Genomic DNA, 22,973 nt, shown 5'->3' with positions numbered 1-22,973 from the left:
GCGATTGTACTGATTGCGCGGAAGAACGCACTGACAAAGTAATCATTTTGCCATCAACCCGATGAAACGCTTGTTTGATCACTACGCAAGGCTCTGGAACAACCATCACAACCTGTAGGAGCTGCGGCACGCTGCGATCCTTTGACCTTGTTTTTTAAGATCAAAAGATCGCAGCGTGCCGCAGCTCCTACACAGGCTATTCGGTGGCCAGTTGTCCGTCCCAGCCGCCGCCCAGCGCCGCAATCAATTGCACGCTGGCAATCAGGCGATTCTGCAGGATATTCAGCACAGTGCGCTCGTTGCTCAGCGCCGTGGCCTGCACCACAACCACATCGATGTAGGCAATCAACCCGGCCTTGTACTGGTTCTGGGTCAGGCGCAGCGAGTCGCGTGCAGCATCCAGTGCTTCCTGACGCACACCCGCCTCGTCCTCATACACCTTCAATTGCACCAGATAGTTTTCCACTTCACGGAAACCGTCGAGCACGGTCTGGCGGTACTTGGCGACGGTCTGGTCATACACCGCTTCGGTGCGATCAACTTCGGCCGAACGGATCCCGCCATCGAAAATCGGCAAATCCAGTTTCGGCCCCACCGACCAGAAACGGTTCGGCAGCGTTAGAAGATTTTTCGAGGTACTGCTGCTGTAACCGCCGCTCATGCTCAGGGTCAGATCCGGGTAATACGCAGCTTTGGCTACGCCGATATTGGCATTGGCGGCGATTACCGAGCGTTCCGCCGAGGCGATGTCCGGACGTCGCTCCAGCAACTGCGAAGGCAGGCTCAGGGGAATCTGCGGCAGGTTCGGAATGTTCTGGCTTTCAGCGATGCTGAACTCCGCCGGCGCCTGCCCGGTGAGCACGGCGATAGCGTTTTCGAACTGCGCACGTTGCCAGATCAGGTCCACCAGATCGGCCTGAGTGGTTTTCAGCTGGGTCTGAGCCTGCGCCACCGCATCGCGTCCGGAAATCCCGGCGCGGTACTGGTTCTGGGTCATTTGCAGCGACTTTTCGTAGGCCGCGACGGTGGCCTCGAGCAAGCGTTTCTGCTGATCGATCACCCGCAGTTGCAGGTAGTTCTGCACCAGCTCCGACTGCTGGCTCAGGCGCATCGCGGCCAGATCGGCGAAGCTGGCCTGGGCGCTGGCTTCGTTGGCTTCCAGACCGCGACGCAACTTGCCCCAGATGTCGGCTTCCCAACTCACACCCAACTGCGCGTTGTAGGTGTCGCGTATGCCGCTGGCCGAACTGCTCAGGCTCGAACTGCTGCTGCCGGTGCCCTGGCTGGAACGGGTCTTGCCCACGCTCAGGTCCACGTTCGGGTAAAACGCCCCACGGGCACTGCGCACCAGAGCCTGAGCCTGACGGAACTGGGCTTCGGATTGCGCGACAGTCTGGTTGGAACTGTTGAGTTTCTCGATCAGGCCGTTGAGCTGCTGATCGCCATACAACTCCCACCAGGCGCCACGGGCCAGCGAGTCGCTCGGATTGGCCTGACGCCAGCCCTTGGCTTCCTTGTATTGCGCGACCTCGGCGGTCTGCGGGCGCTGATAGTCCGGGCCGACGGCGCAGGCACTGAGCATCGCCACGCACAGCGACAGGCTCAGCAGACGCGAGCCGCGCGCAGTGGCCAGATTGAGAAGCGAACGATCGGTCATAGCGGAGTTTCCAGAGCGGCGTCAGTACGCACGCCACGCCACTTGTTGAAGCGGTGGCGCAGCTTGTCGAGATAGAGGTAAACCACCGGGGTGGTGTAGAGGGTCAGGACCTGGCTGAAGATCAGGCCGCCGATGATGGTCAGGCCCAGTGGCTGGCGCATCTCCGCGCCTTCGGCGCGGCTGAGCAACAGCGGCAAGGCACCAAGGATCGCCGCCAGGGTGGTCATCAGAATCGGCCGCAGCCGTTGCAGGCAGGCGCTACGGATCGACTCCAGCGGCGACAGGCCCTGATGGCGTTCCAGTTGCAGCGCCAGGTCAATCATCAGGATCGCGTTTTTCTTCACCACACCAATCAGCAGGAACAATCCGAGCAGCGAAATCAGGCTGAACTCGCCGCCCAGCGAATAGATCGACAGCAACGCGCCGACCCCGGCCGAGGGCAAGGTCGAGAGAATGGTCAGCGGGTGAATGTAGCTTTCATACAGCACGCCGAGCACCAGATACACCGCCAGCAACGCGCCGAGGATCATGAACGGCTGGCTTTTCTGGGTCGCGGCAAAGGCATCGGCGGTGCCGGCCATTTTCGCGATCACGTCTTCCGGCAGGCCGACCTTGGCAATCGCCCGCTCGATCGCGGCACTGCCCTGCTCCACGGTCACGCCTTCAGCCATGTCGAACGCGATGCTTTCGGAGGCGAACTGGCCTTCGTGGCTGACGCGGTCGTCTTCCAGGCTGTTTTCATAATGGGCGATAGTCGACAACGGAATCCGTGCGCCGTCGGCGGTGATTACGTGCACTTGATTGAGCGTCACCGGATCCTGCGCGTATTTCGGATTGACCTCCATCACCACCTGATACTGGTTGAGGCTGTCGTAGATCGTCGAAATCTGCCGCTGGCTGTAGGCGTTGTTCAGCACTGCGGTGACCATGTTCATGTCGACACCCAGGCGTTTGGCCTGGTCACGGTCGACAATCAGCGTCACCTGTTGCGCACCACGGCCCTCGCGGGCGTCGATGGCGGTCAGCTCGGGCAGTGCGCGCAGCGCAGTGACCACTTTCGGATACCACTCGCGCAACGCGCCCAGATCACCGCTTTGCAGGATGTAGCTGTATTGCGAGGTGGTCTGCTCGCGGCCACCACCGAACTGCAGATCCTGGTCCGCCATCAGCATCAACTGGGCGCCGGGTACCTTGGGCATTTCCTTGCGCAGGCGTTCGATGACTTTCTGCGCCGACAGATTGCGCTCCTTGATCGGCTTCAGGCGCACCAGCATGAACGCGTTGTTGGTGCCGTTGGTACCACCGATGAACCCGGCCACACTCTCCACCGCCTCGTCCTTGAGCACGGCGCGGCGGAAGGTTTCCATTTTCGGCTGCATCACGCTGAAGGACAGGCCGTCATCGCCACGCACGAAACCGATCAACTGGCCGGTATCCTGCTGCGGCATGAAGGTCTTCGGTACTACTACGTACAGCGCGACGTTGACCCCGACCGTGATGATCAGGCTGAGCAAGGTCAGACGCCGATGGCGCAGCACCCAGTCGAGACTGGTGGCGTACTTGCCGACCATCCAGTCGTTGGCGCGGCGGCTCCAGCGTTGCAGACGGTTTTCCTGGCCCGGCGTGTGTGGCTTGAGCCAGCGCGCACAGAGCATCGGCGTCAGGGTCAGCGAGACCACCAGTGACACCACGATCGCCGCCGCCAGGGTGATGGAAAACTCGCGGAACAGGCTCTCGACAATCCCGCCCATGAACAGGATCGACAGGAACACCGCTACCAGCGACACGTTCATCGACAGCAAGGTGAAACCGACTTCCTTGGCCCCGAGATAGGCAGCCTGCATCGGTTTGACGCCTTCGTCGATGTGCCGGGAGATGTTCTCCAGCACCACGATGGCATCGTCCACCACCAGTCCGGTCGCGAGAATCAGCGCCATCAGCGACAAGTTGTTCAGCGAGAAGCCATAGAGGTACATCACCGCGAAGGTCCCGACCAGCGACACCGGCACCGCCAGCGTCGGAATCAGCGAGGCGCGGAAATTCCCGAGAAACAGGAACACCACCAGAATCACCAGCGCCACGGCGATCAGCAGAGTCATTTCCGCTTCATGCAGGGTGGCCTTGATCACCGGCGAGCGATCCATCGCCAGGTTCAGTTTGACGCTGGCCGGCAGTACCGCTTGCAACGCCGGCAACTGCGCCTTGATCTCGTTGACCGTCTCGATGATGTTGGCGCCGGCCTGGCGGTTGATCACCAGCAGCACCGCTGCGTCATCGTTGAAGAAACCGCTGTTGTAGCGGTCTTCGACGCCGTCGCTGACCTTGGCCACGTCCTTCAGACGCAGGGCCGCGCCGTTGTTGTAATGGATGATCAGTGATTCGTAATCCTTGGCCTTCTCCAACTGGTCGTTGGCCTGGATCTGCCACAGGCGTTCGCCGTCTTCGACCGAACCCTTGGGCCGGCGCACATTGGCCCCGGCAATGGTCTTGCGCACGTCATCGAGCGCCACGCCGTACTGGTTCAGCGCCTGCGGCTCGAGTTCGATGCGCACCGCCGGCAGCGAACTGCCGCCGATCTGCACTTCACCGACACCCTGCACCTGGGACAGGCTCTGCGAGAGGATGGTCGAGGCCAGGTCATAGAGCTGGCCTTTTTCCAGCACATCCGAAGTCAGCGACAGCACCATGATCGGCGCCTGCGACGGGTTGACCTTCTTGTAGGTCGGCATGCTGCGCATCCCGCTCGGCAACAGGTTGCGTGAAGCGTTGATCGCCGCCTGCACTTCCCGCGCCGCGCCGTTGATATCACGGTCGAGGTCAAATTGCAGAATGACCCGGGTCGAACCCTGGCTGGAACGGCTGCTCATGGTGTTGACACCGGCAATCGCCCCGAACGAGCGCTCCAGCGGCGTCGCCACCGTGGACGCCATGACCTCGGGGCTGGCGCCGGGCAGACTGGCCTGGACCACGATCACCGGGAAATCCATTTGCGGCAGCGGCGATACCGGCAGCAGGCCGAAACTGACGCCGCCCAGCAGCATGATTGCCAATGAAAGCAGCATGGTCGCGACCGGGCGCTTGATGAAAGGACCGGAGAGGTTCATTGACCAAGATCCTTACTTTCACCGCACTCCCCTGTAGGAGTGAGCCTGCTCGCGATGAGGTCGGCACATTCAATATCGGTAGGGACAGACACACTGCTATCGCGAGCAGGCTCACTCCTACAAGGGATATGTGTACGGACAGTCATACCGATACCTCTTCGGCATCGGTTTTGCCAAAGCGCCGGCCGAGGCGGTCGAAATACAGGTAGATCACCGGCGTGGTGAACAGAGTCAGTACCTGGCTCACCAGCAAGCCGCCGACCATCACCAGACCCAGTGGCTGACGCAATTCAGCCCCGGAACCGGTGGCGAGCATCAACGGCACCGCGCCGAACAGTGCCGCCAGCGTAGTCATCAAAATCGGCCGGAAGCGCAGCAGCGCCGCCTGATAGATCGCCTGCTCCGGCGCCATGCCTTGGGTGCGTTCGGCATCGAGGGCGAAGTCGATCATCATGATCGCGTTCTTCTTGACGATACCGATCAACAGGATGATGCCAATGATCGCGATCATGCCCAGGTCATTGCCGCTGAGCAGCAGCGCGAGCAAGGCGCCCACCGCCGCCGACGGCAGGGTCGACAGGATGGTGATCGGGTGGATGTAACTCTCGTAAAGCACGCCGAGTACGATGTACATGGTCACTACCGCCGCCAGAATCAGCAGCAAGGTGCTCGACAGCGATGCCTGGAATGCTTCGGCCGCGCCCTGGAACTGGGTCTGCACGCCAATCGGCATGCCGATGTCCTGCTGCACCTGTTCGATGATGTCCACCGCATGCCCCAGCGCCACGCCGGGTGCGAGGTTGAACGACATCATCACGGCGGGGAACTGGCCGATGTGGGTGATTGCCAGTTGCGCCTGACGTTCCTCGACATGGGCCAGGCTCGACAGACGCACTTGCGCACCGTCAGTGGTCTTGACGTGAATCTGATCCAGCGCCGCCGGGCCGATCTTCTCCCCGGCCTGCGCCTGCAGCACCACGCGGTACTGGCTGGCCTGGGTGTAAATGGTCGAGATCTGCCGCTGGCCGAAGGCGTCGTACAGCGCATCGGTGATGTTCTGCACCGAAACACCGAGGCGCGACGCCGCATCGCGGTCGATCACCAGATAGACCTGCAAACCCTTGTCCTGCAAATCGCTGGCAACGTCGGTCAGCTCCGGACGCTGGGCCAGTGCCTCGACCAGACGCCCGCTCCACTGGCTGAGCAGTTCAGAATCCGGCGAGGACATACTGAATTGGTACTGGGTACGGCTGACTCGATCCTCGATGGTCAAATCCTGCACCGGCTGCATGAACAGGCGGATGCCGACCAGTTTGTCCAGTTGCGGTTGCAGGCGCGCGATCACTTCGGTGGCGCTCAGGTCACGCTGGCCGTGGGGCTTGAGGTTGATCAGCAGGCGACCGCTGTTGAGCGTGGCGTTGTCGCCGTCGACGCCGATGTAGGACGACAGGCTCTCCACCGCCGGATCTTCGAGAATCACCTTGGCCAGCGCCTGCTGGCGCTCGCCCATGGCCGCGAAGGAAATCGACTGCGGCGCTTCGGAGATGCCCTGGATCACCCCGGTGTCCTGCACCGGGAAGAAGCCCTTGGGCACCACCATATAAAGAAACACGGTCAGCGCCAGCGTAGCGATGGCCACCAACAGGGTCAGCGGCTGGTGTTTGAGTACCCACTGCAACTTGCGCCCGTACGCGGCGATCATCCAGTCGATGACCGCGCCACTGGCCCGGTAGAAGCGGCCCTGTTCGTGGGCTTCCGGCTCACGTTTGAGCAGCCGTGCGCACATCATCGGCGTCAGGGTCAGCGAGACCACCAGCGAAATCAGGATCGCCACCGCCAGAGTGATGGCGAACTCGCGGAACAGTCGCCCGACCACGTCAGCCATGAACAGCAGCGGAATCAGTACCGCGATCAGCGACAGGGTCAGGGAGATCAGGGTGAAGCCGATCTGCTTCGCGCCTTTGAGCGCCGCCTGCATCGGGCTGTCACCCTCCTCGATGAAACGCGCGATGTTCTCCAGCATCACGATCGCATCGTCGACCACAAAACCGGTGGCGATGGTCAGCGCCATCAAGGTCAGGTTGTTGACCGAGAACCCGGCCAGGTACATCACGCCAAACGTACCGATCAGCGACAGCGGCACGGCCACCGAAGGGATGATGGTTGCGCTGGCACGGCGCAGGAACAGGAACGTCACCATCACCACCAGTGCAATGGCGATCAGCAGTTCGTGCTGCACGTCGGTGACCGAGGCGCGGATGGTCTGGGTGCGGTCGGTGAGCACGGTAACGTCGAGGCCGGCCGGCAGGTTGTCGGTGATGCTCGGCAGCAGTGCCTTGATCCGGTCGACTACCTCGATGACGTTGGCACCCGGCTGACGCTGGATATTGAGCAGCACTGCCTGATTCTGGTTGGCCCACGCGGCCAGGCGTTCGTTCTCGGCGCCGTCGACGATTTCCGCCACATCCTTCAGGCGCAGCGGCGCGCCGTTCTTGTAGGCAAGAATCAGGTTGGCGTAGTCCTTGGGCGACGTCAGCTGATCGTTGGCGTCGAGCATCGAGACCCGGGTCGGGCCGTCGAAGTTGCCCTTGGGCTGATTGACGTTGGACGCGCCGATCAGGGTGCGCACGTCTTCCAGGTTCAGGCTGTTGGCCGCCAGTGCTTCCGGGTTGACTTTGATCCGCACCGCCTGCCGCTGACCGCCGGCAATGCTGACCATGCCGACGCCGCTGATCTGGGCGATCTTCTGCGCCATGCGCGTATCGACCAGATCATTGAGTTTTGGCAGGAGCATGGTTTTAGAGGTGATCGCCAGGGTCAGCACCGGGGTGTCCGCCGGGTTGACCTTGTTGTACACCGGCGGCGCCGGCAAGTCGGTCGGCAGCAGATTGGTCGCGGCGTTGATTGCGGCTTGCACCTGCTGTTCGGCGACGTCCATGTTGATGTCAAGGCTGAAACGCAGGGTCAGCACCGAAGCGCCGCCGGAACTGGTCGAGGCCATTTGCGTCAGGCCCGGCATCTGCCCGAACTGACGCTCGAGCGGCGCGGTGACGGCACTGGTCATCACGTCCGGACTGGCGCCGGGGTACAGGGTCATGACGCGGATGGTCGGATAATCGACCTGCGGCAATGCCGAAACCGGCAGCAGGCGATAGGCAATCAGGCCGGCCAGCACAATGGCCAGCATGCTCAGGGTGGTGGCTACCGGACGGAGAATGAACAGCCGCGAAATGTTCATGCGCCCTTCTTGGCCTTGTCAGCCGCGGTAGCGTCCGGCGCACTGGCGGCGGGTTTGCCCTGCAGGTGCCCGGTCGGGGTGGTCGGCACGTCATTGCTGTCGTTGACCACTTCTACTTCGCTGCCTTCCTTCAGGCGATCTGTACCTTCCAGCACCACACGATCGCCTGCGGCCAGGCCTTCGGTGATCACGGTGTTGTTGCCGTCACTGGCGCCGATCTTCAACTGGCGGATGGTGACTTTCTTGTCGCCGTCCAACGCATAAACGAAGGTGCCGTTGGTGCCGAACTGAATCGCCGCCGACGGTGCCAGTACCACGCCTTTCAGGGTGTCGGCCAGCAGGTGCACATTAACGAACTGATTGGGGAACAGCGACTGGTCACGGTTATCGTAACGGGCCTTGAATTTCAGGGTGCCGGTGGCGACGTCGATCTGGTTGTCGAGGCTTTGCAGCACGCCGCTGGCCTGGATTTTCGTGTCGCCGCGATCCCACGCTTCGGCCGGCAGTTTCGCGCCACTGTGGTAGCGGGCAAGCACGGTTTCGAGGCTGTTTTCCGGCAGGGTGAAGACCACGCTGATCGGCTGGGTCTGGGTGATCACCGCGAGGAACGTGGTGTCATTGGCCGCGACGAGGTTGCCGACGTCGACCTGACGCAGACCGACGCGACCGGCGATCGGTGCGCGGATCTTGGTAAATTCGAGATTGAGCTTGGCGTCGTTGACCGCCGCCTGATTGGTCTTGACCGTGCCCAGATACTGCCCGACCAGCGCCTCGGCAGTGTCCAGGGTCTGTTTGGCGATACTGTCTTCCTTGAACAGGCCGCGATAACGTTCGACGTCGACCTGAGCGTTTTTCAACTGCGCCTGATTCTGCAGCAAGGTGCCTTCAGCCTGGAGCAAGGCGTTCTGGTACGGGCGCGGATCGATCTCTGCCAGCAGGTCGCCGGCCTTGACCATCTGCCCTTCCTCGAAGTTGATCTTCACCAGTTCGCCGCCGACCCGGCTGCGCACGTTGATGGTGTTGAGCGCGGTCACCGTGCCCAGCGCCTTGTAATACAGCGGGAAGTCGCCCGTGACCGCCGGGGCCACACGCACCGGAATCGGCCCGGCCGCGCCGCCGAAGCCCGGCCGCATCATCCCCGAACGTCCGGCATGACCGCTCGCCGCCTTGTCGGCGCCCTCCTTGTGGGCCGAACCGGCGGGCCAGAATTTCCAGCACAGGACGGCGATGACCAACAGGACGAGCAGGCTGATCAGCCAGCGACGGGAGTTGCGAGGGGACGATTGCATGGATTGATTAACCATTGGGCGCGTGGGCTTCTTTTACGGGAGGCTGAACGATAAGCACTGATCGGATTTAAGCAAAGCAGCTTTACCGGCAATTTACCTTCAACTTACGTTTCAAGGTGTGAGGCAAAACACTGATACACAAATGAAAACGGCCTGGACAGGGCCAGGCCGTTAACAATTGTAAAAGCGCTTATTTCAGAACGGCGAGTGCTGCGTCGTAGTTCGGCTCTTCAGCGATTTCCTTGACCAGCTCGCTGTGCAGCACGTTGTCGTTCTCGTCCAGCACCACCACGGCACGGGCGGTCAGGCCTTTGAGCGGGCCGTCAGCGATGGCTACGCCGTAGTTTTCGATGAATTCGGCACCGCGCAGGGTCGACAGGCTCTGCACGTTTTCCAGACCTTCGGCGCCGCAGAAGCGTGCCTGAGCGAATGGCAGGTCAGCCGAGATGCACAGCACCACGGTGTTGGCCAGTTCGTTGGCCTGAGCGTTGAACTTGCGTACCGAAGTGGCGCAGGTCGGGGTATCAACGCTTGGGAAGATGTTCAGCACTTTGCGCTTGCCGGCAAAGTCTTTCAGGGTAACGTCGGACAGATTGCCGGCAACCAGGGAAAAGGCTGGCGCCTTGGAACCGGCTTGTGGCAACTGGCCGTTGACTTGAACCGGGTTGCCTTTGAGGGTGACTTGAGCCATGACTTTAGTCCTTCTTAACGTGGTTATTGAGCATGCAAGAGGCCGAAGTTAACCACGAAATTGTCCGACGACCTATGCCCTGACTGAAAATTGTCAGGGGCCTGCGCAAAAAATTGTATACAACCCGCCTGTAGGAGCTGCCGCAGGCTGCGATCTTTTCATCAAGATCAAAAGATCACAGCTTCGTTTCACCGACAGCTAAAAGAATTGGTCAGTCGGGCATGGATCGGATGATGTCGGCTAGATCATCCTTGGTTATTTCATTGGCCTTGATAGCAGCGGCAATATCGGTTTTGGAGAGCGGAAACCGTTTGAAAATTTCTTTCAAGGTTTCCTCATCAACATTGGTCAGCCAGAGCGGGTCTATAAATGAACCGCCATACTCAGGCTTCATGGGTACTTCTTCGTGTGCAATTGCACCTTTATGATTGAGATACACCACATAACGGTCATGCCCTTCAGGAAAGCTTTTATCGTGATAAAGGGTTGTACCCAAAGGCAGGACATAGTAATTCTCGTCGCCATTCGGCCCTTCAATCAGCAACGGTTCTTTGCTCTTGATCATTTTCATATTGGGCGCTTTCTCAATATCGCCAAAAATCAGAAAAGCCAAAAAAATCGCATTGACGGATGAAACTGCCGCCAGCCATAGGCCAATACACCTATTTGTAAACATTTTTCTTATCACAGGGGGCCTCGGTATTCGCTTCGAGCATGGCTTGTAAATCCGCAGGCATGAAAATACCGTCCTTCGGACTACTTTGCGTACGCGCTGCCTGTCTTTCGATGAAAGAAAGACCTCGCATCTCATTGAATTTCGCCGGGTTCTGCACAATTGACTTTCCCGAAACCTTTGCTCCTGCAATTGTCACGGTTGTGCAGTTATTCGTAGTCGGATGATAGGTGTAACTCCACTGAATAGTCGGAGCTGACCCCTTCGGTTTCCGGACGAAGAGGTGGCAGCTGTACGCAGGTTGGAAACCCGGGCAGCGGCGACCCGGACGACCCGAAGGTCCCCCGCGCACAGCCGCCATAACGGAGTGCACACATTCGAAGTGCGCAAGGATACGTTATGAAAGGCGTGTACGCGCCACTAATACCCATCGGGGTTTCCAGTCCCGGTCGCTGAATTGGCAGCGACGAACACAGGCTAGAGACCCGACGTCCGACGGACAACCTGAAAACCTTGTGGGAACGTTCCGCAAAATCGAAACAATTTTTAAACATCCTGAATTGAAATACGCACTGGGAGCTGCCGAAGGCTGTAATTTTTTGATGTTGGTTTTTAACGACAGGAGCAAAGATCGCAGCTTGCGGCAGCTCTTACATTGGCAGTTGCAGTGTGTCGGATTGCGATTGTTAAAACGCCGGACTGCATCTTTTATTCAGAGACCTGTCGATTCACGCCCCGCCCGTTCGACTAAGCAGTGAATCAACCCCATTCCCTGGAGAAACCACCATGCGATTCATGATCCTTGTCAAAGCCAGCGCCGATTCCGAAGCCGGCATCATGCCCAGTGAAGAGCTGATCACCGCCATGGGCAACTTCAACGAAGAACTGGTCAAGGCCGGCATCCTCATCGACGCCGATGGCCTGCACCCGAGCAGCAAAGGCGCCCGCGTGCATTTCTCCGGCGACAAACGCACGGTCACTGACGGCCCGTTCATCGAGACCAAGGAGTTGGTGGCCGGGTACTGGATCTGGGAAGTGAAATCGAAGGAAGAAGCCATCGAATGGGTCAAGCGCTGCCCGAACCCGATGCCGGGCGACTCTGATATCGAAATCCGCCAGATTTTCTCTGCCGAGGATTTTGGCGCCGAGTTCACCCCCGAAGCACGGGCGCAGGAAGAGCGTGTTCGCGAGCAAGCAAAGAAAAATGCCTGATCCCATGCCGGGTTGAATTTGAAATTGCCATCGCGGGCAAGCCACGCTCCCACAGGTATCGAGTCGGTCACAGGATTTGTGAACGCTTCAATACCTGTGGGAGCGTGGCTTGCCCGCGAAAGCGTCAGCACTGACAACACACATTTGATTGAACAGTTCACCACTCGACTGCGAAGCCGTACACAAAACCAAAGAATTAATCCCTTCGACTGGCTAACTCCCGATTAGCTGCTAGCGTCATTCAGACGTGTCCTACAGGCTTGATTAAGAAAGGAATTACGGCCAACGGCCGAGAAGTGCCGGGTCGTCCATGCAGTAGCCACCAGGGAAACGGGGATCATGTCGAAAAAATTGGGGATTCACGCCTTGCTGCTGGCGAGTTTGCTGGCGCCTGTGGTTTGTGCCTTGGCGAATAACGCCGAGGAGGCCAACAAAAGCAACAATCCGCTGAACCTGGCGCCCGGCGCCAACCTGCAGGATTACTACACGCCCAAACTGTTCGACAGCAACATGCACACCAACGATGCTTTGCTGCGCGGCACGTTGCCGATTGCGCCCAACGATTTCATCGGCGTGCCGCAGTTGTTGCGCGCAACCATGCCGATCAGCACCCGCCCCGATCCGCACGGCGGCTACAGCACCGGCATCGGCGATCTCAATCTGTTCGACATTTTCCTGCTCAAGACCGACGGCGTGCAGTTGGGCATCGGCCCGCAGATCACCGCGCCGACCGCTGCCGAGGATGAATTGGGCACCGGTAAATGGCAGGCCGGCCTCGCTGCGGTAGCGATCGATTCGTCACCGCGTGGCCTGCTCGGTGCGCTGGTGCAATACCAGAGTTCGTTTGCCGGCGACCACGACCGTGCCCACGTCGAAACCGCAACCCTGCAGCCGTTCATCATCCATAACCTGGAAAAAGGCTGGTATCTGCGCTCCACCGGCACCTGGACTTTCGACCTGAAGAACAACACCCATTACATCCCGATCGGGCTGGGTGCGGGCAAGGTCTGGAAGTCCGGCAGCAACATTCTCAACGCCTTTCTCGAACCGCAATGGACCGTCGAACGCAAAGGCGACGGCGTGCCGCAATTCACCCTGTTCGCGGGGATCAACGTGACGTTCGGAAAATAAGGACATCGCCATGCACATCGCTTTACGCGCTGCCGGTTTCAGCCTGATGACCCTGTTCGCCAGCTGCGGCGTCGGTGCTCAGGGTTTCAGCGCCAGCCCCGAAGAAGCCCGAGGCATCGCCAGGGACGCCTACCTCTATGGCTTCCCGATAGTGGAAATGTACAAGACTCTGTACACCCAGGCCGTGGACAGCAAGAGCCCAAACTTCAAGGCACCGTTCAACCAGATCGGCAACACCGCCAAGGCCTTCACCGCCAAGGACACCGCGTTCGTCACGCCGAACGCCGACACGCCCTACTCGTTCGTCTGGATGGATCTGCGCAGCGAGCCGTTGATCCTGACCTTGCCGCCGATCGAAGAACACCGTTACTACTCGGTGCAACTGATCGACGCCTACACGCAGAACTTCGCTTACCTGGGCACCCGCAGCACCGGTAATAACGGTGGCCACTTCATGATCGCCGGGCCTGACTGGCAGGGTCAGCAACCGATCAACATCGACCGGCTGGTGCGCAGCGAAAGCAACATCGCCTACGCGCTGTACCGCACGCAGCTGTTCGACGAAAAAGATCTGGGCAAGGTCAAGCAGATCCAGAAAGGCTACAAGGTCGAGCCGCTGAGCCACTACGTAAAACAGAAGGCCCCGGCGCCGGCGCCAAAAGTCAGTTGGCCGAAACCGACGCCGACCATGAGCGAAACCCCGGAGCTGTTCCGCTACCTGAACTTCATGCTCGCCTTTACCCCGCCGCAGGATGTCGAAAAAGACCTGCTCGCACGCTTCGCCAAAATCGGCATCGGTGCCGGTCAGTCATTCGACCTGAAAAAGCTCAGCGCCGAGCAACGCAAGGCCCTCGAAGACGGCATCAGTGACGCCAAGGCCGAATTCGCCGCGTTCAAGAAAGACAAGGTCGACACGCACGAAATCAGCAGCGGTGACCTGTTCGGCACCCGCGATCACCTCAAGGGCAATTACCTGTATCGCTACGCCGGCGCCAACATGGGCATCTTCGGCAACTCTGCCGAAGAGGCGAATTACATCGGCTATTTCGTCGATAAGGACGGCCAGCCGGCCGACGCAGCGAAACACGACTACACCCTGCATTTCGACAAAGGCGCCCTGCCCCCGGCCGACGCCTTCTGGTCGCTGACCATGTATGACGGCAAGAGCAAATTGCTGGTGGCCAACCCGCTCAATCGCTACCTGATCAATTCGCGGATGCTGCCCGACTTGAAGCTCGATGCCGACGGCGGACTGACCCTCTACGTGCAGCACGACAATCCCGGCAAGGACAAGCAGGCCAACTGGCTGCCGGCACCGAACGGACCGTTCTACGGCGTGTTGCGCCTGTACCTGCCGAAACCGGAAGTGGCCAGCGGCGAGTGGAAGATGCCCCTGCTCAACCCGGTCAACTCAAAACAATAAACGGAGCCAGTGATGGTCAAGCCTTACGTTGTGCGTCCGCTGCTGGCGCTGTGCATGATCGGCAGTACTCAACTCTATGCAGCCGAAGGTGGCGTGGGCCGGCCGATCACCGGGCAACAGGTGTACTCCAACGCCGGGATCATCCCGCCAGAGCCGGGCTGGGTCGTCTCGGTCACCAGCATCTGGTACGACGGATCGCTCAAGGGCAGTCGCGGCGCGCCGATTTCCGGTGAGGTCAGTGCCGGGATCGACATGAAAGTCTCCTACACCATGACCAACCTGACGCACATCTGGGACACCGGCAAAGGCCCATGGAACTTTGCCTCGGCAGTCGGCGTTCCAGTGCAGTACACCGACATTGACGCGGCGATCACCGGCCCGCGCGGACGCACCCTCGGCACCAGCGATTCCGGGACCCAGTTCGCCGACGCGCTGGTCACGCCGATTGCCGCCGGCTACCACTTCGATGAGTTGAACCACATCGCGTTCTCCCTGCCGATCTACGTGCCGACCGGCGCCTACAACGACAATCGCCTGGCCAACCCCGGGCAGAACAATTACACGTTCATGCCCACCGTGGCCTTCACCCATCTGGACGGCAAGGGTGGCGAGTTCACTCTGTCCAGTGGCCTGGAGTTCTACACCGAAAACACCGCCACCGATTACCGCAACGGCAACATCTTCACCCTCGATGCCTTGTGGACTCACGGCTTCGGCAGTGGCTGGAGCGCCGGCCTGGCAGCCGGCTATATCCAGCAAGTCACCGACGACAAGGGGCAGACCGCCGACAGCCTGAATGGCTTCCGTGGCCGCTCGGTCGGCGCCGGGCCGGTGGTCGCCTGGGCCGGAAAATTCGCCGACGCCCAGGCCAACATCAGCGCGCGCTGGGTGCCAGAGTTCGACACCAAGAACCGCCCCGAAGGCAACGGGATTGCCGTCAACATGACCCTGGCATTTTTCTAGACCGGCCACAAAGGACTGTCCCATGACCGCACTCACCGACCTCAATGCCCTGCAAGCGAGTATCGCCGAAGCCGTACTCGGCCAGGATCAGGTCATTCGGCAGATCCTCCTCGGCCTGCTGGCCAACGGGCATTTGCTCCTGGAAAGCCTGCCGGGGCTGGCCAAGACGCGCACGGTCAAGGCGCTGGCCACGCACCTTGACGCGAAAATGAGCCGCATCCAGTTCACCCCCGACTTGCTGCCCTCGGACATCACCGGCGCCGAAGTGCTGCATCAGGTCGCCGGGCAGAACGAGATCCGCTTCCAGCCAGGCCCGCTGTTCGGCAATCTGATCCTCGCTGACGAGATCAACCGCGCCCCGGCCAAGGTCCAGGCGGCGCTGCTGGAAGCCATGGAGGAACGGCAGATTACCGTGGCCGGCACCAGTCATGTGCTACCGGAGCTGTTCATTGTGGTCGCCACACAGAACCCGATCGAGCAGGAAGGCACTTATCCCTTGCCGGAAGCGCAGATGGACCGGTTCCTGATGAAAGTGCTGCTGGATTACCCCAGCGCCGACAACGAAAGTCAGGTGCTGCGCCTGTTGCGCGCCGAAGAATTTGCCCAGGGCGCGAACACCGCGCCGGGCAAGGGCTTCAGCCTGTCACAGGAAGTGATCTTCGCTGCGCGCAAGGAGGTCAGCGCGGTGCACGTATCACCAGCCATCGACCGCTATCTGATCGACCTGATCAACGCCACTCGCCACCCGGCCGATTACGACGAAGACCTCGGACGCTGGATCAGCATCGGTGCCAGTCCCCGTGGCGGCATCGGCCTGGATCGTTGTGCGCGGGCCGATGCGTGGTTGCAGGGCCAGGATTTCGTCTCGCCGGATAACGTGCGCGCCGTGGTGCATCCGGTGCTGCGTCATCGCCTGCAATTGAGCTACGACGCGGTCGCGGATGGCGTGACTGCCGATCAGGTGCTCGACCGCTTGCTGGATAAAGTGGCGATTCCGGCATGAACACGGAGGGTCTGGTCTACGTGTCTCTGGCGCAATTGATGGCGCTGGAATTCAAGGCCCGTGACCTGAGTTTGCTCGCGCGTCAGCCCCAGGGCAGCATCCTGGCCGGCAAACATGCTTCGCGCCTGCGTGGCCGTGGCTTGAACTTCGATGAGTTGCGCCGCTATCAACCCGGCGACGATTTACGCCACCTTGACTGGCGCGCCTCGCTGCGCACCGGCAAACCGGTGGTACGCACTTTTACTGAAGAACGCGATCGCCCGGCATTGATCGTGGTCGATCAGCGCATGTCGATGTTCTTCGGCTCCCGACGCAGTTTCAAATCCGCCCTCGCCGCTGAACTGGCGGCGCTGGCGGCGTGGATGGTGTTCAACGCCGGTGACCGGGTCGGCGGTCTGGTATTCAATGATCAACGCATCGACAGCATCGCGCCGCTGCGCAGCCGCAAACGGGTCGAAGCCCTGCTCAGCCGCGTGGCGCAACAGAATCAGGCGCTGAACGCGGCCAATCCCGACGCCGAAGACGAGGACCAACTGGACAAGGCCTTGCAGCGTTGCCTGGCGTTGGCTGGTCACGACCATCTGATCTGCATTGTCAGCGACTTCGCTGGAGCCGGTGAACGTACCTTGCAGTTGATGCGGCAACTGCGCGCGCACAACGACGTGATCGCCCTGCAAGTCTACGACCCACTGGCCTTGAAGCTGCCGAGCGATGGCCGGCTGCTGGTCACCCAAGGCCAATTGCAGGTGGAACTGGCTGTCGAGAAACGCAGCGTGCATCAGCCTTTGGGTGATTATCTCGGTGGCCGGCTCAAGGATGTCGCCACCCTGCTGCGTCGCAGTCAGGTGCCGCTGATGATGTTCAGCACCGCCGAAGAGGCCCACGCGCAATTGCGCGCCGAGCTTGGCAAGTCTGCCGGCCCGCGGCGATGAATCCGACGATTCCCGACATCAGCCAGCTCAAGGAGCTGAGCCTGCCCGCGCCGGTCAGTTATGCGCCGCAGACCTGGGGCTGGTGGCTGTTGTTGGCGTTGTTGGTTGTGCTGGCGTTGATGGTTGGCGTGCGGCGTTATCGGCAATGGCACAGGGACGCTTATCGCCGCGAGGGCCTGACGCGTCTGGCGCAGTTACGCAGCCGCAGTGATGACCTCAATGCCCTGCGCGAGTTGCCCGAGTTGCTCAAACGCGTGGCCCTGTCGATGCCAACCCAATCGCGAAACAGGAATGCGATCAATGTAGGAGTGAGCCTGCTCGCGATAGCGTCGGATCAGTCGATGAAGATGTTGAATCTGAAGACGCTATCGCGAGCAGGCTCACTCCTACAGAGTCCTGCGGCGTTGGGGAGAGCGGATTGGCAGGCGTTTCTGCAGCAGCACAGTAAAACCAGGCTGCCCGACGACTTCAGCGCCCAACTCGCCCAGCTCGCCTACGCCCCCGACGCCACCCTGCGCGCCCTCCCCGCCGAGCAGCGTCAGGCGCTGTTTGACACCTGCCAACATTGGGTGGAGCAGCACCATGTGGCAGCTTGATTACCCGTGGCTGCTGTTCCTGCTGCCGCTGCCGTGGCTGGCCTTCCGGTACCTGCCGGCGTATCAGGAAGCGCGCAGCGCCGTGCGCGTGCCGTTTTTCGGCGCCATGAGTCGTGCGGTCGGGGAAGCGCCGAGCCGGGTTGGCAATCGTCAGAACCACTGGCAACTGCTGCTGAATATGTTGGTGTGGACGTTGATCCTGCTTGCCGCCGCGCGCCCGGTGTTCGTCGAAAACCCCATCGAACACCAGCAACCGGTGCGCGACCTGATGCTCGCCATCGACCTCTCGCAATCGATGGAAACCGCAGACTTCACCAACGCCAGCGGCCAGAAAATCAATCGCCTCGCCGCCGTCAAAGAGGTGGTGCAAGGCTTCATCGACAAGCGCAAGGATGACCGCATCGGCCTGATCGTGTTCGGCAGCGGCGCTTATCCGCAGGCGCCGCTGACCCTCGATCACGGCAGCCTCTCGCTGTTGCTGGCCGACACCGGCATCGGCATGGCCGGGCCGAACACCGCCATCGGTGATGCCATCGGTTTGAGCCTGAAGCTGCTCGATCAGGCGCACGAACAGCAAAAGGTGCTGATCCTGCTCACCGACGGCAATGACACCAGCAGCGCGATCACTCCCGATCACGCCGCGGAAATGGCCGCCAACAAGGGCGTGGTCATTCACACCATCGGCATTGGCGACCCGACGGCGTCCGGCGAGGCGCAGGTCAATCTGCGCGGGCTGCAACAGATCGCCCAGACCACAGGCGGGCAGTTTTTCCGCGCCGAAGACCGCACGGCGCTGGATCAGGTCTACAGCACTCTCGACCGCCTCACCCCGCATCAGGTGAAAACCCTCAGCCATCAGCCGCAACGCGAGTTGTTTCATTGGCCGCTGGGCGCGGCGCTGACGCTGTTGGCGCTGTATCACCTCGGTGCCCTGCTGCGCCCGCGCCTGGCGCTGGCCCGCCAGCGGCGGGAGGCCTGAGATGGAGATCAATCTCAGTGAGTTGCACTTTTTGCGTCCGCTGTGGCTGCTGCTCGCACTGTTCGCCGCGCTGCTGCCACTGCTCTGGCGCCGCAGCCGCGACTTGCAGCGGCGGCTGCGCAGTAACATCGCCGCACACTTGCTGCCGCATCTGCTGGTCACGCCAACGGATCATCAGCACCTGCGCCCGGTGCACTGGCTATGCGCGGTGCTGGTAATTGGCGCCATTGCCGCCGCCGGGCCGACCTGGGAGCAGGATCGCCCGGACTTTCTGGACAATCGAGCATCGCTGATCGTCGCCGTGGATCTGTCGCCATCGATGGACGCCAGTGACGTACCACCGACGCGCCTGCAAGCGGTCAAAAACAAACTGCATGACCTGATCCAGCGTCGCGCCGGCGCGCGCACCGCGCTGATCGCTTATGCCGGCAGCGCGCATCTGGTGTTGCCGCCGACTGACGATCCGGCGCTACTCGACACCTTCATTCAGGCGCTGGGCACAGACCTCATCGACAAACCCGGCAAGGACGTTAGCGCCGTCATCGAGCAGGCCAAGCGCCTGCTCAGCGCCGAGAACACTCCGGGCAGCCTGCTGTTGATCACCGACGGCGCTGACACCACGCAACTTGATGACCTCGACCAGCGACTCAAAGGCAGCCAATTACAAGTGTTGGTATTGGCGGTCGGCAACGCGGACGGCGGGGTGATTCAGGGCGCCAACGGCCAGCCGGCAGTCGACAGCAACGGGCGCCCGCTGCTCGGCCGTTTCGATCCGGCGGCACTCAAGCAATTGGCCGCCGCCCTCGACGCGCCGCTGGGCAGCCTCACCCTCGACGACGATGATCTGGACTGGATCGAGTTGCATGCCCAACAACATTTCCAGAGTGCCAGCGCCGAACAGCAGCAATTGCACTGGAAGGACGCCGGTTACTGGCTGTGCTGGCCGCTTCTATTGTTGGCGCTGCTCGGTGTGCGCAAGGGCTGGAGCGTCAACTGGGTACCGGCGCTGCTGTTGGCCACAAGCCTTGGCTGGCCTGCCGCCCCCGCCCAGGCCAGTGCACTGACCGACGCGTTTTTCACCCGCGATCAGCAAGGACGCTGGGCTGTCGAACATGAGCATTGGCCGCAAGCAGCGGCGCTGTTTGTCGATCCGTACTGGAAAGGCGTGGCGGCCTATCACGCAGCAGATTACGACCTCGCACTGGCGACCTTTGCCCGGCTGGACACGGCGCAAGCGTGGTTTTACCTGGGCAACATTTACGTGCGGCGCTTCAAGTTCGATCAGGCGATCGCCGCCTACACCCAAGCCTTGCAGCGGCAACCGCAATTCCCCGAAGCCACGGCCAATCTGGCGCTGGCGCAGGCGTTGCTCAAGGACACCGACAGCGCCGAAAAGAACGCCCCCGAGACCAAACCGGACGAAGTGAAATTCGACAAGGCGCCGGGCAAGGGCCAAAGCAAAAAGGTCGAGACCGAACAGGCGACGTCCGATGCGTTGTGGTTGCAGAACCTGAGCACCTCGCCGGCGAAGTTTCTCAAGCAGAAATTCAGTTTGCAGGATCAGTCGGGGGCCAGGCCATGAACCGGGTTGGCTTCATCGCTGGCAAGCCAGCTCCCACAAGGTTTTGCGCTGTTAACTCGATTGGCGAAAACACAGACACCCCCTGTGGGAGCTGGCTTGCCAGCGATGAGGCCAGATCTGCCAGCAAAAAAATCTGCACCTTGCTCATGACCGGCTTGCTCAGCCTGACTGCCTCTGCCGCCGAACCCCAACTGAAAATCCAGGCCCACCTGCAACCCGCCGAAGGCGCGATGGTCGGCGGGCTGGTCGAGTTGCAAGTCGACGTGCTCACCGATACCTGGTTCACCAGCGCTGCCACCCTGCCCGAGCTGAAACTCGATGGCGCCCTGGTCACGCCGCCGGACGGCCAGGCTCAACACCTGAATCAGACCATCGACGGACAATCCTTCAGCGGCTTGCGCTACAGCTACCTGATCACCCCGAATGTCGCCCGCCGCTTCGACATTCCGCCGTTGGCGGTGAGTGCGACACCGGGTCAGGCCACCACCCCGCTCAGCGCGCAAAGCCAACCGTTGCACTTCAGCGCCGCCCAGCCACCCGGCTTCAAACCCGGAGAAACGCCGCTGGTGGCCAGCGATGTGCGCCTGAGCCAAAGCCTGATCAACTCGACAAACCCGTTGAAAACCGGCGACAGCGTTACCCGCCAACTGACTCTGCAGGCCGATGGCGCACTGGCGATGGCCCTGCCGGTTCCGCCACTGGGTGACGTGGCCGGTCTGAGTCGTTATCCGCAGCCCCCACAAGTCACTCGTTTGGATGACGGTCGCGGCAACGTGCTCGGTGGTCAGCGGATCGACGCCGTCATCTACCGCATCGACAAGGCTGGCGCCTACACCCTGCCAGCCATCGCGGTGAAATGGTGGGACGTGAAAACGCAGCAGAGCCGAACTGCGCAAGTACCGGCCGTGACCTTCGCAGCCACAGCCAACAGCGCCTACAAACCGGTGTTTTCGATCACCGACGATCTCCGGCAGCTCGGCCGCAACAACCCGCACTTTTCCACGCGCTGGTTGCTGTGGCTGGCGCTGCTCGCCGTCTGCATCGGCGTCGGTTATTGGCTGCGTCCTGCCCTGCTGCGTGCCCGGCATCAATGGCAGGCGCGCAAGCACGCGCGGCAACTGGCCTGGGAGCAATCGGCGGAGTTCGCCTGGCAGCAGATCAACCCGCAACTGCAGGCTGAACCGGCGCAGTTGAGCGCCTTGTATCTGTGGCTGCGGCGCAGTCGGCTCGGGCTGCAACTGGTGAATACAGGCCCGCGCCTGCAAGGCTTGTTGCGCGGACTTTACGGACGTGATCCGCAGACTGCACAAACACTTGCTCAACTGCGTGAATCGTTGACTACGCTTCACAGTCAGGCCGAACAACAGGCGCACAAACCGGCATCGGCCCTGCGCCCGCTCAACCTCGCTCAGGAAAGGGAATTCCCATGACCAACCCGCCGCCGCACCGTCAACGTTTCAGCCTTGCACTGTGGTTGGCGCTGGCAGTACCACTGCTGGCCCAGGCCACGGAACCCCTGCCGTCATGGAACGACGGCCCGGCCAAAAAAAACATCATCGAGTTTGTGCAAGCCGTCACCGACCAGTCTGGCAAAGACTTCGTCAAACCCGCCGAGCGCATCGCGGTGTTCGATAACGACGGCACCCTGTGGAGCGAGCAGCCGATGTATTTCGAGTTGCTGTTCGCCCTCGACGAGGTCAAGCGCAATGCGCCGCAGCACCCGGAGTGGCAAACCACCCAGCCATTCAAAGCCGTGCTGGAAAATGATCACCAGGCACTGGCCGCCGCCGGCATGGACGGCATTATCAAGATCTTCGGCGCCACCCACACCGGCATGACCACCGAGGCTTTCGACGATTACGCCAAGACCTGGCTGAGCCAGGCGCGGCATCCGAAAACCGGCAAGCCCTACACCGAAATGATCTTCCAGCCGATGCTGGAAATGCTCGACTACCTGCGCAGCCAGGACTTCAAGACCTACATCGTCTCGGGCGGCGACACCGCGTTCATGCGCGCCTTCGCCGAGAAGGTCTACGGCATCCCGCCGGAACAGGTGATCGGCACCACGTTCGTCACCGCGTTCCAGTTCAAGGACGGCCAGGCCTCGATCCTGCGCACCCGGAAACTGGCACACAACGACGACGGCCCGGGCAAACCGGAGAGCATTGATGCAGTGATCGGCAAACGGCCGATCCTCGCGTTCGGCAATTCCGACGGCGACCTGCAGATGCTGCAGTGGACCGCCGCCGGCCCCGGCAAACGCTTCATGGGTCTGGTGCACCACACCGACGCGAAGCGCGAGTGGGCCTACGACCGAAAATCCGATATCGGGCGACTCGACAAAGCCCTCGACGAAGCGAATTCCCGTGGCTGGACCGTGGTGGACATGGCGACCGAGTGGCGCCGGATCTACCCGTTCGATCCACCGGCAACCGGGCAGGTGCAATAAGAAAAAACGTGATGCAGGACTGCAAGAAACGTAAGTCGCAACAACGACCCC

The 22,973-nt window shown here is 61.1% G+C and carries 17 protein-coding genes; 11 read left to right on the top strand and 6 right to left on the bottom strand.

Translation table 11 applies throughout. From position 1 onward, the window contains the following. Positions 1-196: 196 nt before the first annotated feature. The 6 genes from ACIP8I_RS07205 to ACIP8I_RS07180 all read right to left on the bottom strand — a co-directional run bounded on the left by ACIP8I_RS07205 (position 197) and on the right by ACIP8I_RS07180 (position 10,592). Positions 197-1,657: an efflux transporter outer membrane subunit gene (locus ACIP8I_RS07205; protein ID WP_367084644.1), complete on the bottom strand. Its 1,461-nt coding sequence runs from the start codon at positions 1,655-1,657 to the stop codon at positions 197-199. Continuing rightward, the gene (locus ACIP8I_RS07200) at positions 1,654-4,761 is read right to left on the bottom strand and encodes an efflux RND transporter permease subunit (protein WP_400759828.1); all 3,108 of its coding nucleotides are present in this window, start codon (positions 4,759-4,761) and stop codon (positions 1,654-1,656) included. The genes ACIP8I_RS07205 and ACIP8I_RS07200 overlap by 4 nt, the downstream gene beginning before the upstream one ends. 142 nt (positions 4,762-4,903) lie before the next feature. Further along, complete coding sequence (locus tag ACIP8I_RS07195; RefSeq protein WP_400759825.1) at positions 4,904-7,999, bottom strand: MdtB/MuxB family multidrug efflux RND transporter permease subunit; 3,096 nt, start codon at positions 7,997-7,999, stop codon at positions 4,904-4,906. After that, positions 7,996-9,303, bottom strand: coding sequence for an MdtA/MuxA family multidrug efflux RND transporter periplasmic adaptor subunit (locus ACIP8I_RS07190; protein WP_400759823.1), 1,308 nt, complete (start codon positions 9,301-9,303; stop codon positions 7,996-7,998). Before ACIP8I_RS07190 ends, ACIP8I_RS07195 begins: the two co-directional genes overlap by 4 nt. Positions 9,304-9,478: 175 nt before the next feature. After that, the gene (gene tpx, locus ACIP8I_RS07185; protein ID WP_400759821.1) at positions 9,479-9,979 is read right to left on the bottom strand and encodes a thiol peroxidase; all 501 of its coding nucleotides are present in this window, start codon (positions 9,977-9,979) and stop codon (positions 9,479-9,481) included. Between the two features lie 211 nt (positions 9,980-10,190). Then, a complete protein-coding gene (locus tag ACIP8I_RS07180) occupies positions 10,191-10,592 on the bottom strand; it encodes a hypothetical protein (protein ID WP_400759818.1) in 402 nt (133 codons plus the stop codon). Positions 10,593-11,438: 846 nt separating this feature from the next. Between ACIP8I_RS07180 and ACIP8I_RS07175 the strand changes: the two genes are divergently transcribed. The 11 genes from ACIP8I_RS07175 to ACIP8I_RS07125 all read left to right on the top strand — a co-directional run bounded on the left by ACIP8I_RS07175 (position 11,439) and on the right by ACIP8I_RS07125 (position 22,922). Further along, positions 11,439-11,864 carry a YciI family protein gene (locus ACIP8I_RS07175; protein WP_007969181.1) on the top strand — a complete coding sequence of 142 codons (426 nt, stop codon included), beginning with the start codon at positions 11,439-11,441 and terminating at the stop codon, positions 11,862-11,864. Between the two features lie 339 nt (positions 11,865-12,203). Next, entirely contained in the window at positions 12,204-12,995 is a 792-nt protein-coding gene (locus ACIP8I_RS07170; RefSeq protein ID WP_400759817.1) for a hypothetical protein, read from the top strand. A 10-nt stretch (positions 12,996-13,005) separates the two neighbouring features. Further along, a complete protein-coding gene (locus ACIP8I_RS07165; RefSeq protein WP_400759815.1) occupies positions 13,006-14,418 on the top strand; it encodes a DUF1254 domain-containing protein in 1,413 nt (470 codons plus the stop codon). Between the two features lie 12 nt (positions 14,419-14,430). Further along, on the top strand, positions 14,431-15,381 hold the full coding sequence (locus ACIP8I_RS07160) for a transporter (RefSeq protein WP_400759813.1): 951 nt from the start codon (positions 14,431-14,433) through the stop codon (positions 15,379-15,381). Positions 15,382-15,403: 22 nt separating this feature from the next. Next, positions 15,404-16,384 carry a MoxR family ATPase gene (locus ACIP8I_RS07155; RefSeq protein WP_095135538.1) on the top strand — a complete coding sequence of 327 codons (981 nt, stop codon included), beginning with the start codon at positions 15,404-15,406 and terminating at the stop codon, positions 16,382-16,384. Beyond that, positions 16,381-17,316 carry a DUF58 domain-containing protein gene (locus tag ACIP8I_RS07150; protein ID WP_400759810.1) on the top strand — a complete coding sequence of 312 codons (936 nt, stop codon included), beginning with the start codon at positions 16,381-16,383 and terminating at the stop codon, positions 17,314-17,316. The genes ACIP8I_RS07155 and ACIP8I_RS07150 overlap by 4 nt, the downstream gene beginning before the upstream one ends. Further along, complete coding sequence (locus ACIP8I_RS07145; protein ID WP_400759808.1) at positions 17,313-17,912, top strand: DUF4381 domain-containing protein; 600 nt, start codon at positions 17,313-17,315, stop codon at positions 17,910-17,912. Before ACIP8I_RS07150 ends, ACIP8I_RS07145 begins: the two co-directional genes overlap by 4 nt. Continuing rightward, complete coding sequence (locus tag ACIP8I_RS07140) at positions 17,899-18,891, top strand: vWA domain-containing protein (RefSeq protein WP_400759805.1); 993 nt, start codon at positions 17,899-17,901, stop codon at positions 18,889-18,891. The genes ACIP8I_RS07145 and ACIP8I_RS07140 overlap by 14 nt, the downstream gene beginning before the upstream one ends. A 1-nt stretch (position 18,892) precedes the next feature. Further along, positions 18,893-20,473, top strand: a complete 1,581-nt coding sequence (locus tag ACIP8I_RS07135) for a VWA domain-containing protein (RefSeq protein ID WP_400759803.1) — start codon at positions 18,893-18,895, stop codon at positions 20,471-20,473. Further along, on the top strand, positions 20,470-21,903 hold the full coding sequence (locus ACIP8I_RS07130) for a hypothetical protein (protein WP_400759801.1): 1,434 nt from the start codon (positions 20,470-20,472) through the stop codon (positions 21,901-21,903). The genes ACIP8I_RS07135 and ACIP8I_RS07130 overlap by 4 nt, the downstream gene beginning before the upstream one ends. Then, positions 21,900-22,922, top strand: coding sequence for an HAD family hydrolase (locus tag ACIP8I_RS07125; protein WP_400759798.1), 1,023 nt, complete (start codon positions 21,900-21,902; stop codon positions 22,920-22,922). The genes ACIP8I_RS07130 and ACIP8I_RS07125 overlap by 4 nt, the downstream gene beginning before the upstream one ends. Positions 22,923-22,973: the final 51 nt, after the last annotated feature.

It is taken from the genome of Pseudomonas sp. NPDC088414, from assembly GCF_044753325.1.
In the GTDB taxonomy this organism is placed as follows: domain Bacteria; phylum Pseudomonadota; class Gammaproteobacteria; order Pseudomonadales; family Pseudomonadaceae; genus Aquipseudomonas.
Note: the sequence above shows the minus strand (reverse complement) of the source record. Positions and strands in the feature narration are given on the sequence as shown.

What these genes read in the sequence shown, in the direction of transcription:
- ACIP8I_RS07155 (WP_095135538.1), top strand. Translation starts at nt 15,404, where the DNA reads ATGACCGCACTCACCGACCTCAATGCCCTGCAAGCGAGTATCGCCGAA.
- tpx (WP_400759821.1), bottom strand. Translation starts at nt 9,979, where the DNA reads ATGGCTCAAGTCACCCTCAAAGGCAACCCGGTTCAAGTCAACGGCCAG.
- ACIP8I_RS07145 (WP_400759808.1), top strand. Translation starts at nt 17,313, where the DNA reads ATGAATCCGACGATTCCCGACATCAGCCAGCTCAAGGAGCTGAGCCTG.
- ACIP8I_RS07175 (WP_007969181.1), top strand. Translation starts at nt 11,439, where the DNA reads ATGCGATTCATGATCCTTGTCAAAGCCAGCGCCGATTCCGAAGCCGGC.
- ACIP8I_RS07205 (WP_367084644.1), bottom strand. Translation starts at nt 1,657, where the DNA reads ATGACCGATCGTTCGCTTCTCAATCTGGCCACTGCGCGCGGCTCGCGT.
- ACIP8I_RS07170 (WP_400759817.1), top strand. Translation starts at nt 12,204, where the DNA reads ATGTCGAAAAAATTGGGGATTCACGCCTTGCTGCTGGCGAGTTTGCTG.
- ACIP8I_RS07190 (WP_400759823.1), bottom strand. Translation starts at nt 9,303, where the DNA reads ATGGTTAATCAATCCATGCAATCGTCCCCTCGCAACTCCCGTCGCTGG.
- ACIP8I_RS07140 (WP_400759805.1), top strand. Translation starts at nt 17,899, where the DNA reads ATGTGGCAGCTTGATTACCCGTGGCTGCTGTTCCTGCTGCCGCTGCCG.
- ACIP8I_RS07135 (WP_400759803.1), top strand. Translation starts at nt 18,893, where the DNA reads ATGGAGATCAATCTCAGTGAGTTGCACTTTTTGCGTCCGCTGTGGCTG.
- ACIP8I_RS07150 (WP_400759810.1), top strand. Translation starts at nt 16,381, where the DNA reads ATGAACACGGAGGGTCTGGTCTACGTGTCTCTGGCGCAATTGATGGCG.
- ACIP8I_RS07195 (WP_400759825.1), bottom strand. Translation starts at nt 7,999, where the DNA reads ATGAACATTTCGCGGCTGTTCATTCTCCGTCCGGTAGCCACCACCCTG.
- ACIP8I_RS07160 (WP_400759813.1), top strand. Translation starts at nt 14,431, where the DNA reads ATGGTCAAGCCTTACGTTGTGCGTCCGCTGCTGGCGCTGTGCATGATC.
- ACIP8I_RS07125 (WP_400759798.1), top strand. Translation starts at nt 21,900, where the DNA reads ATGACCAACCCGCCGCCGCACCGTCAACGTTTCAGCCTTGCACTGTGG.
- ACIP8I_RS07200 (WP_400759828.1), bottom strand. Translation starts at nt 4,761, where the DNA reads ATGAACCTCTCCGGTCCTTTCATCAAGCGCCCGGTCGCGACCATGCTG.
- ACIP8I_RS07165 (WP_400759815.1), top strand. Translation starts at nt 13,006, where the DNA reads ATGCACATCGCTTTACGCGCTGCCGGTTTCAGCCTGATGACCCTGTTC.
- ACIP8I_RS07130 (WP_400759801.1), top strand. Translation starts at nt 20,470, where the DNA reads ATGAACCGGGTTGGCTTCATCGCTGGCAAGCCAGCTCCCACAAGGTTT.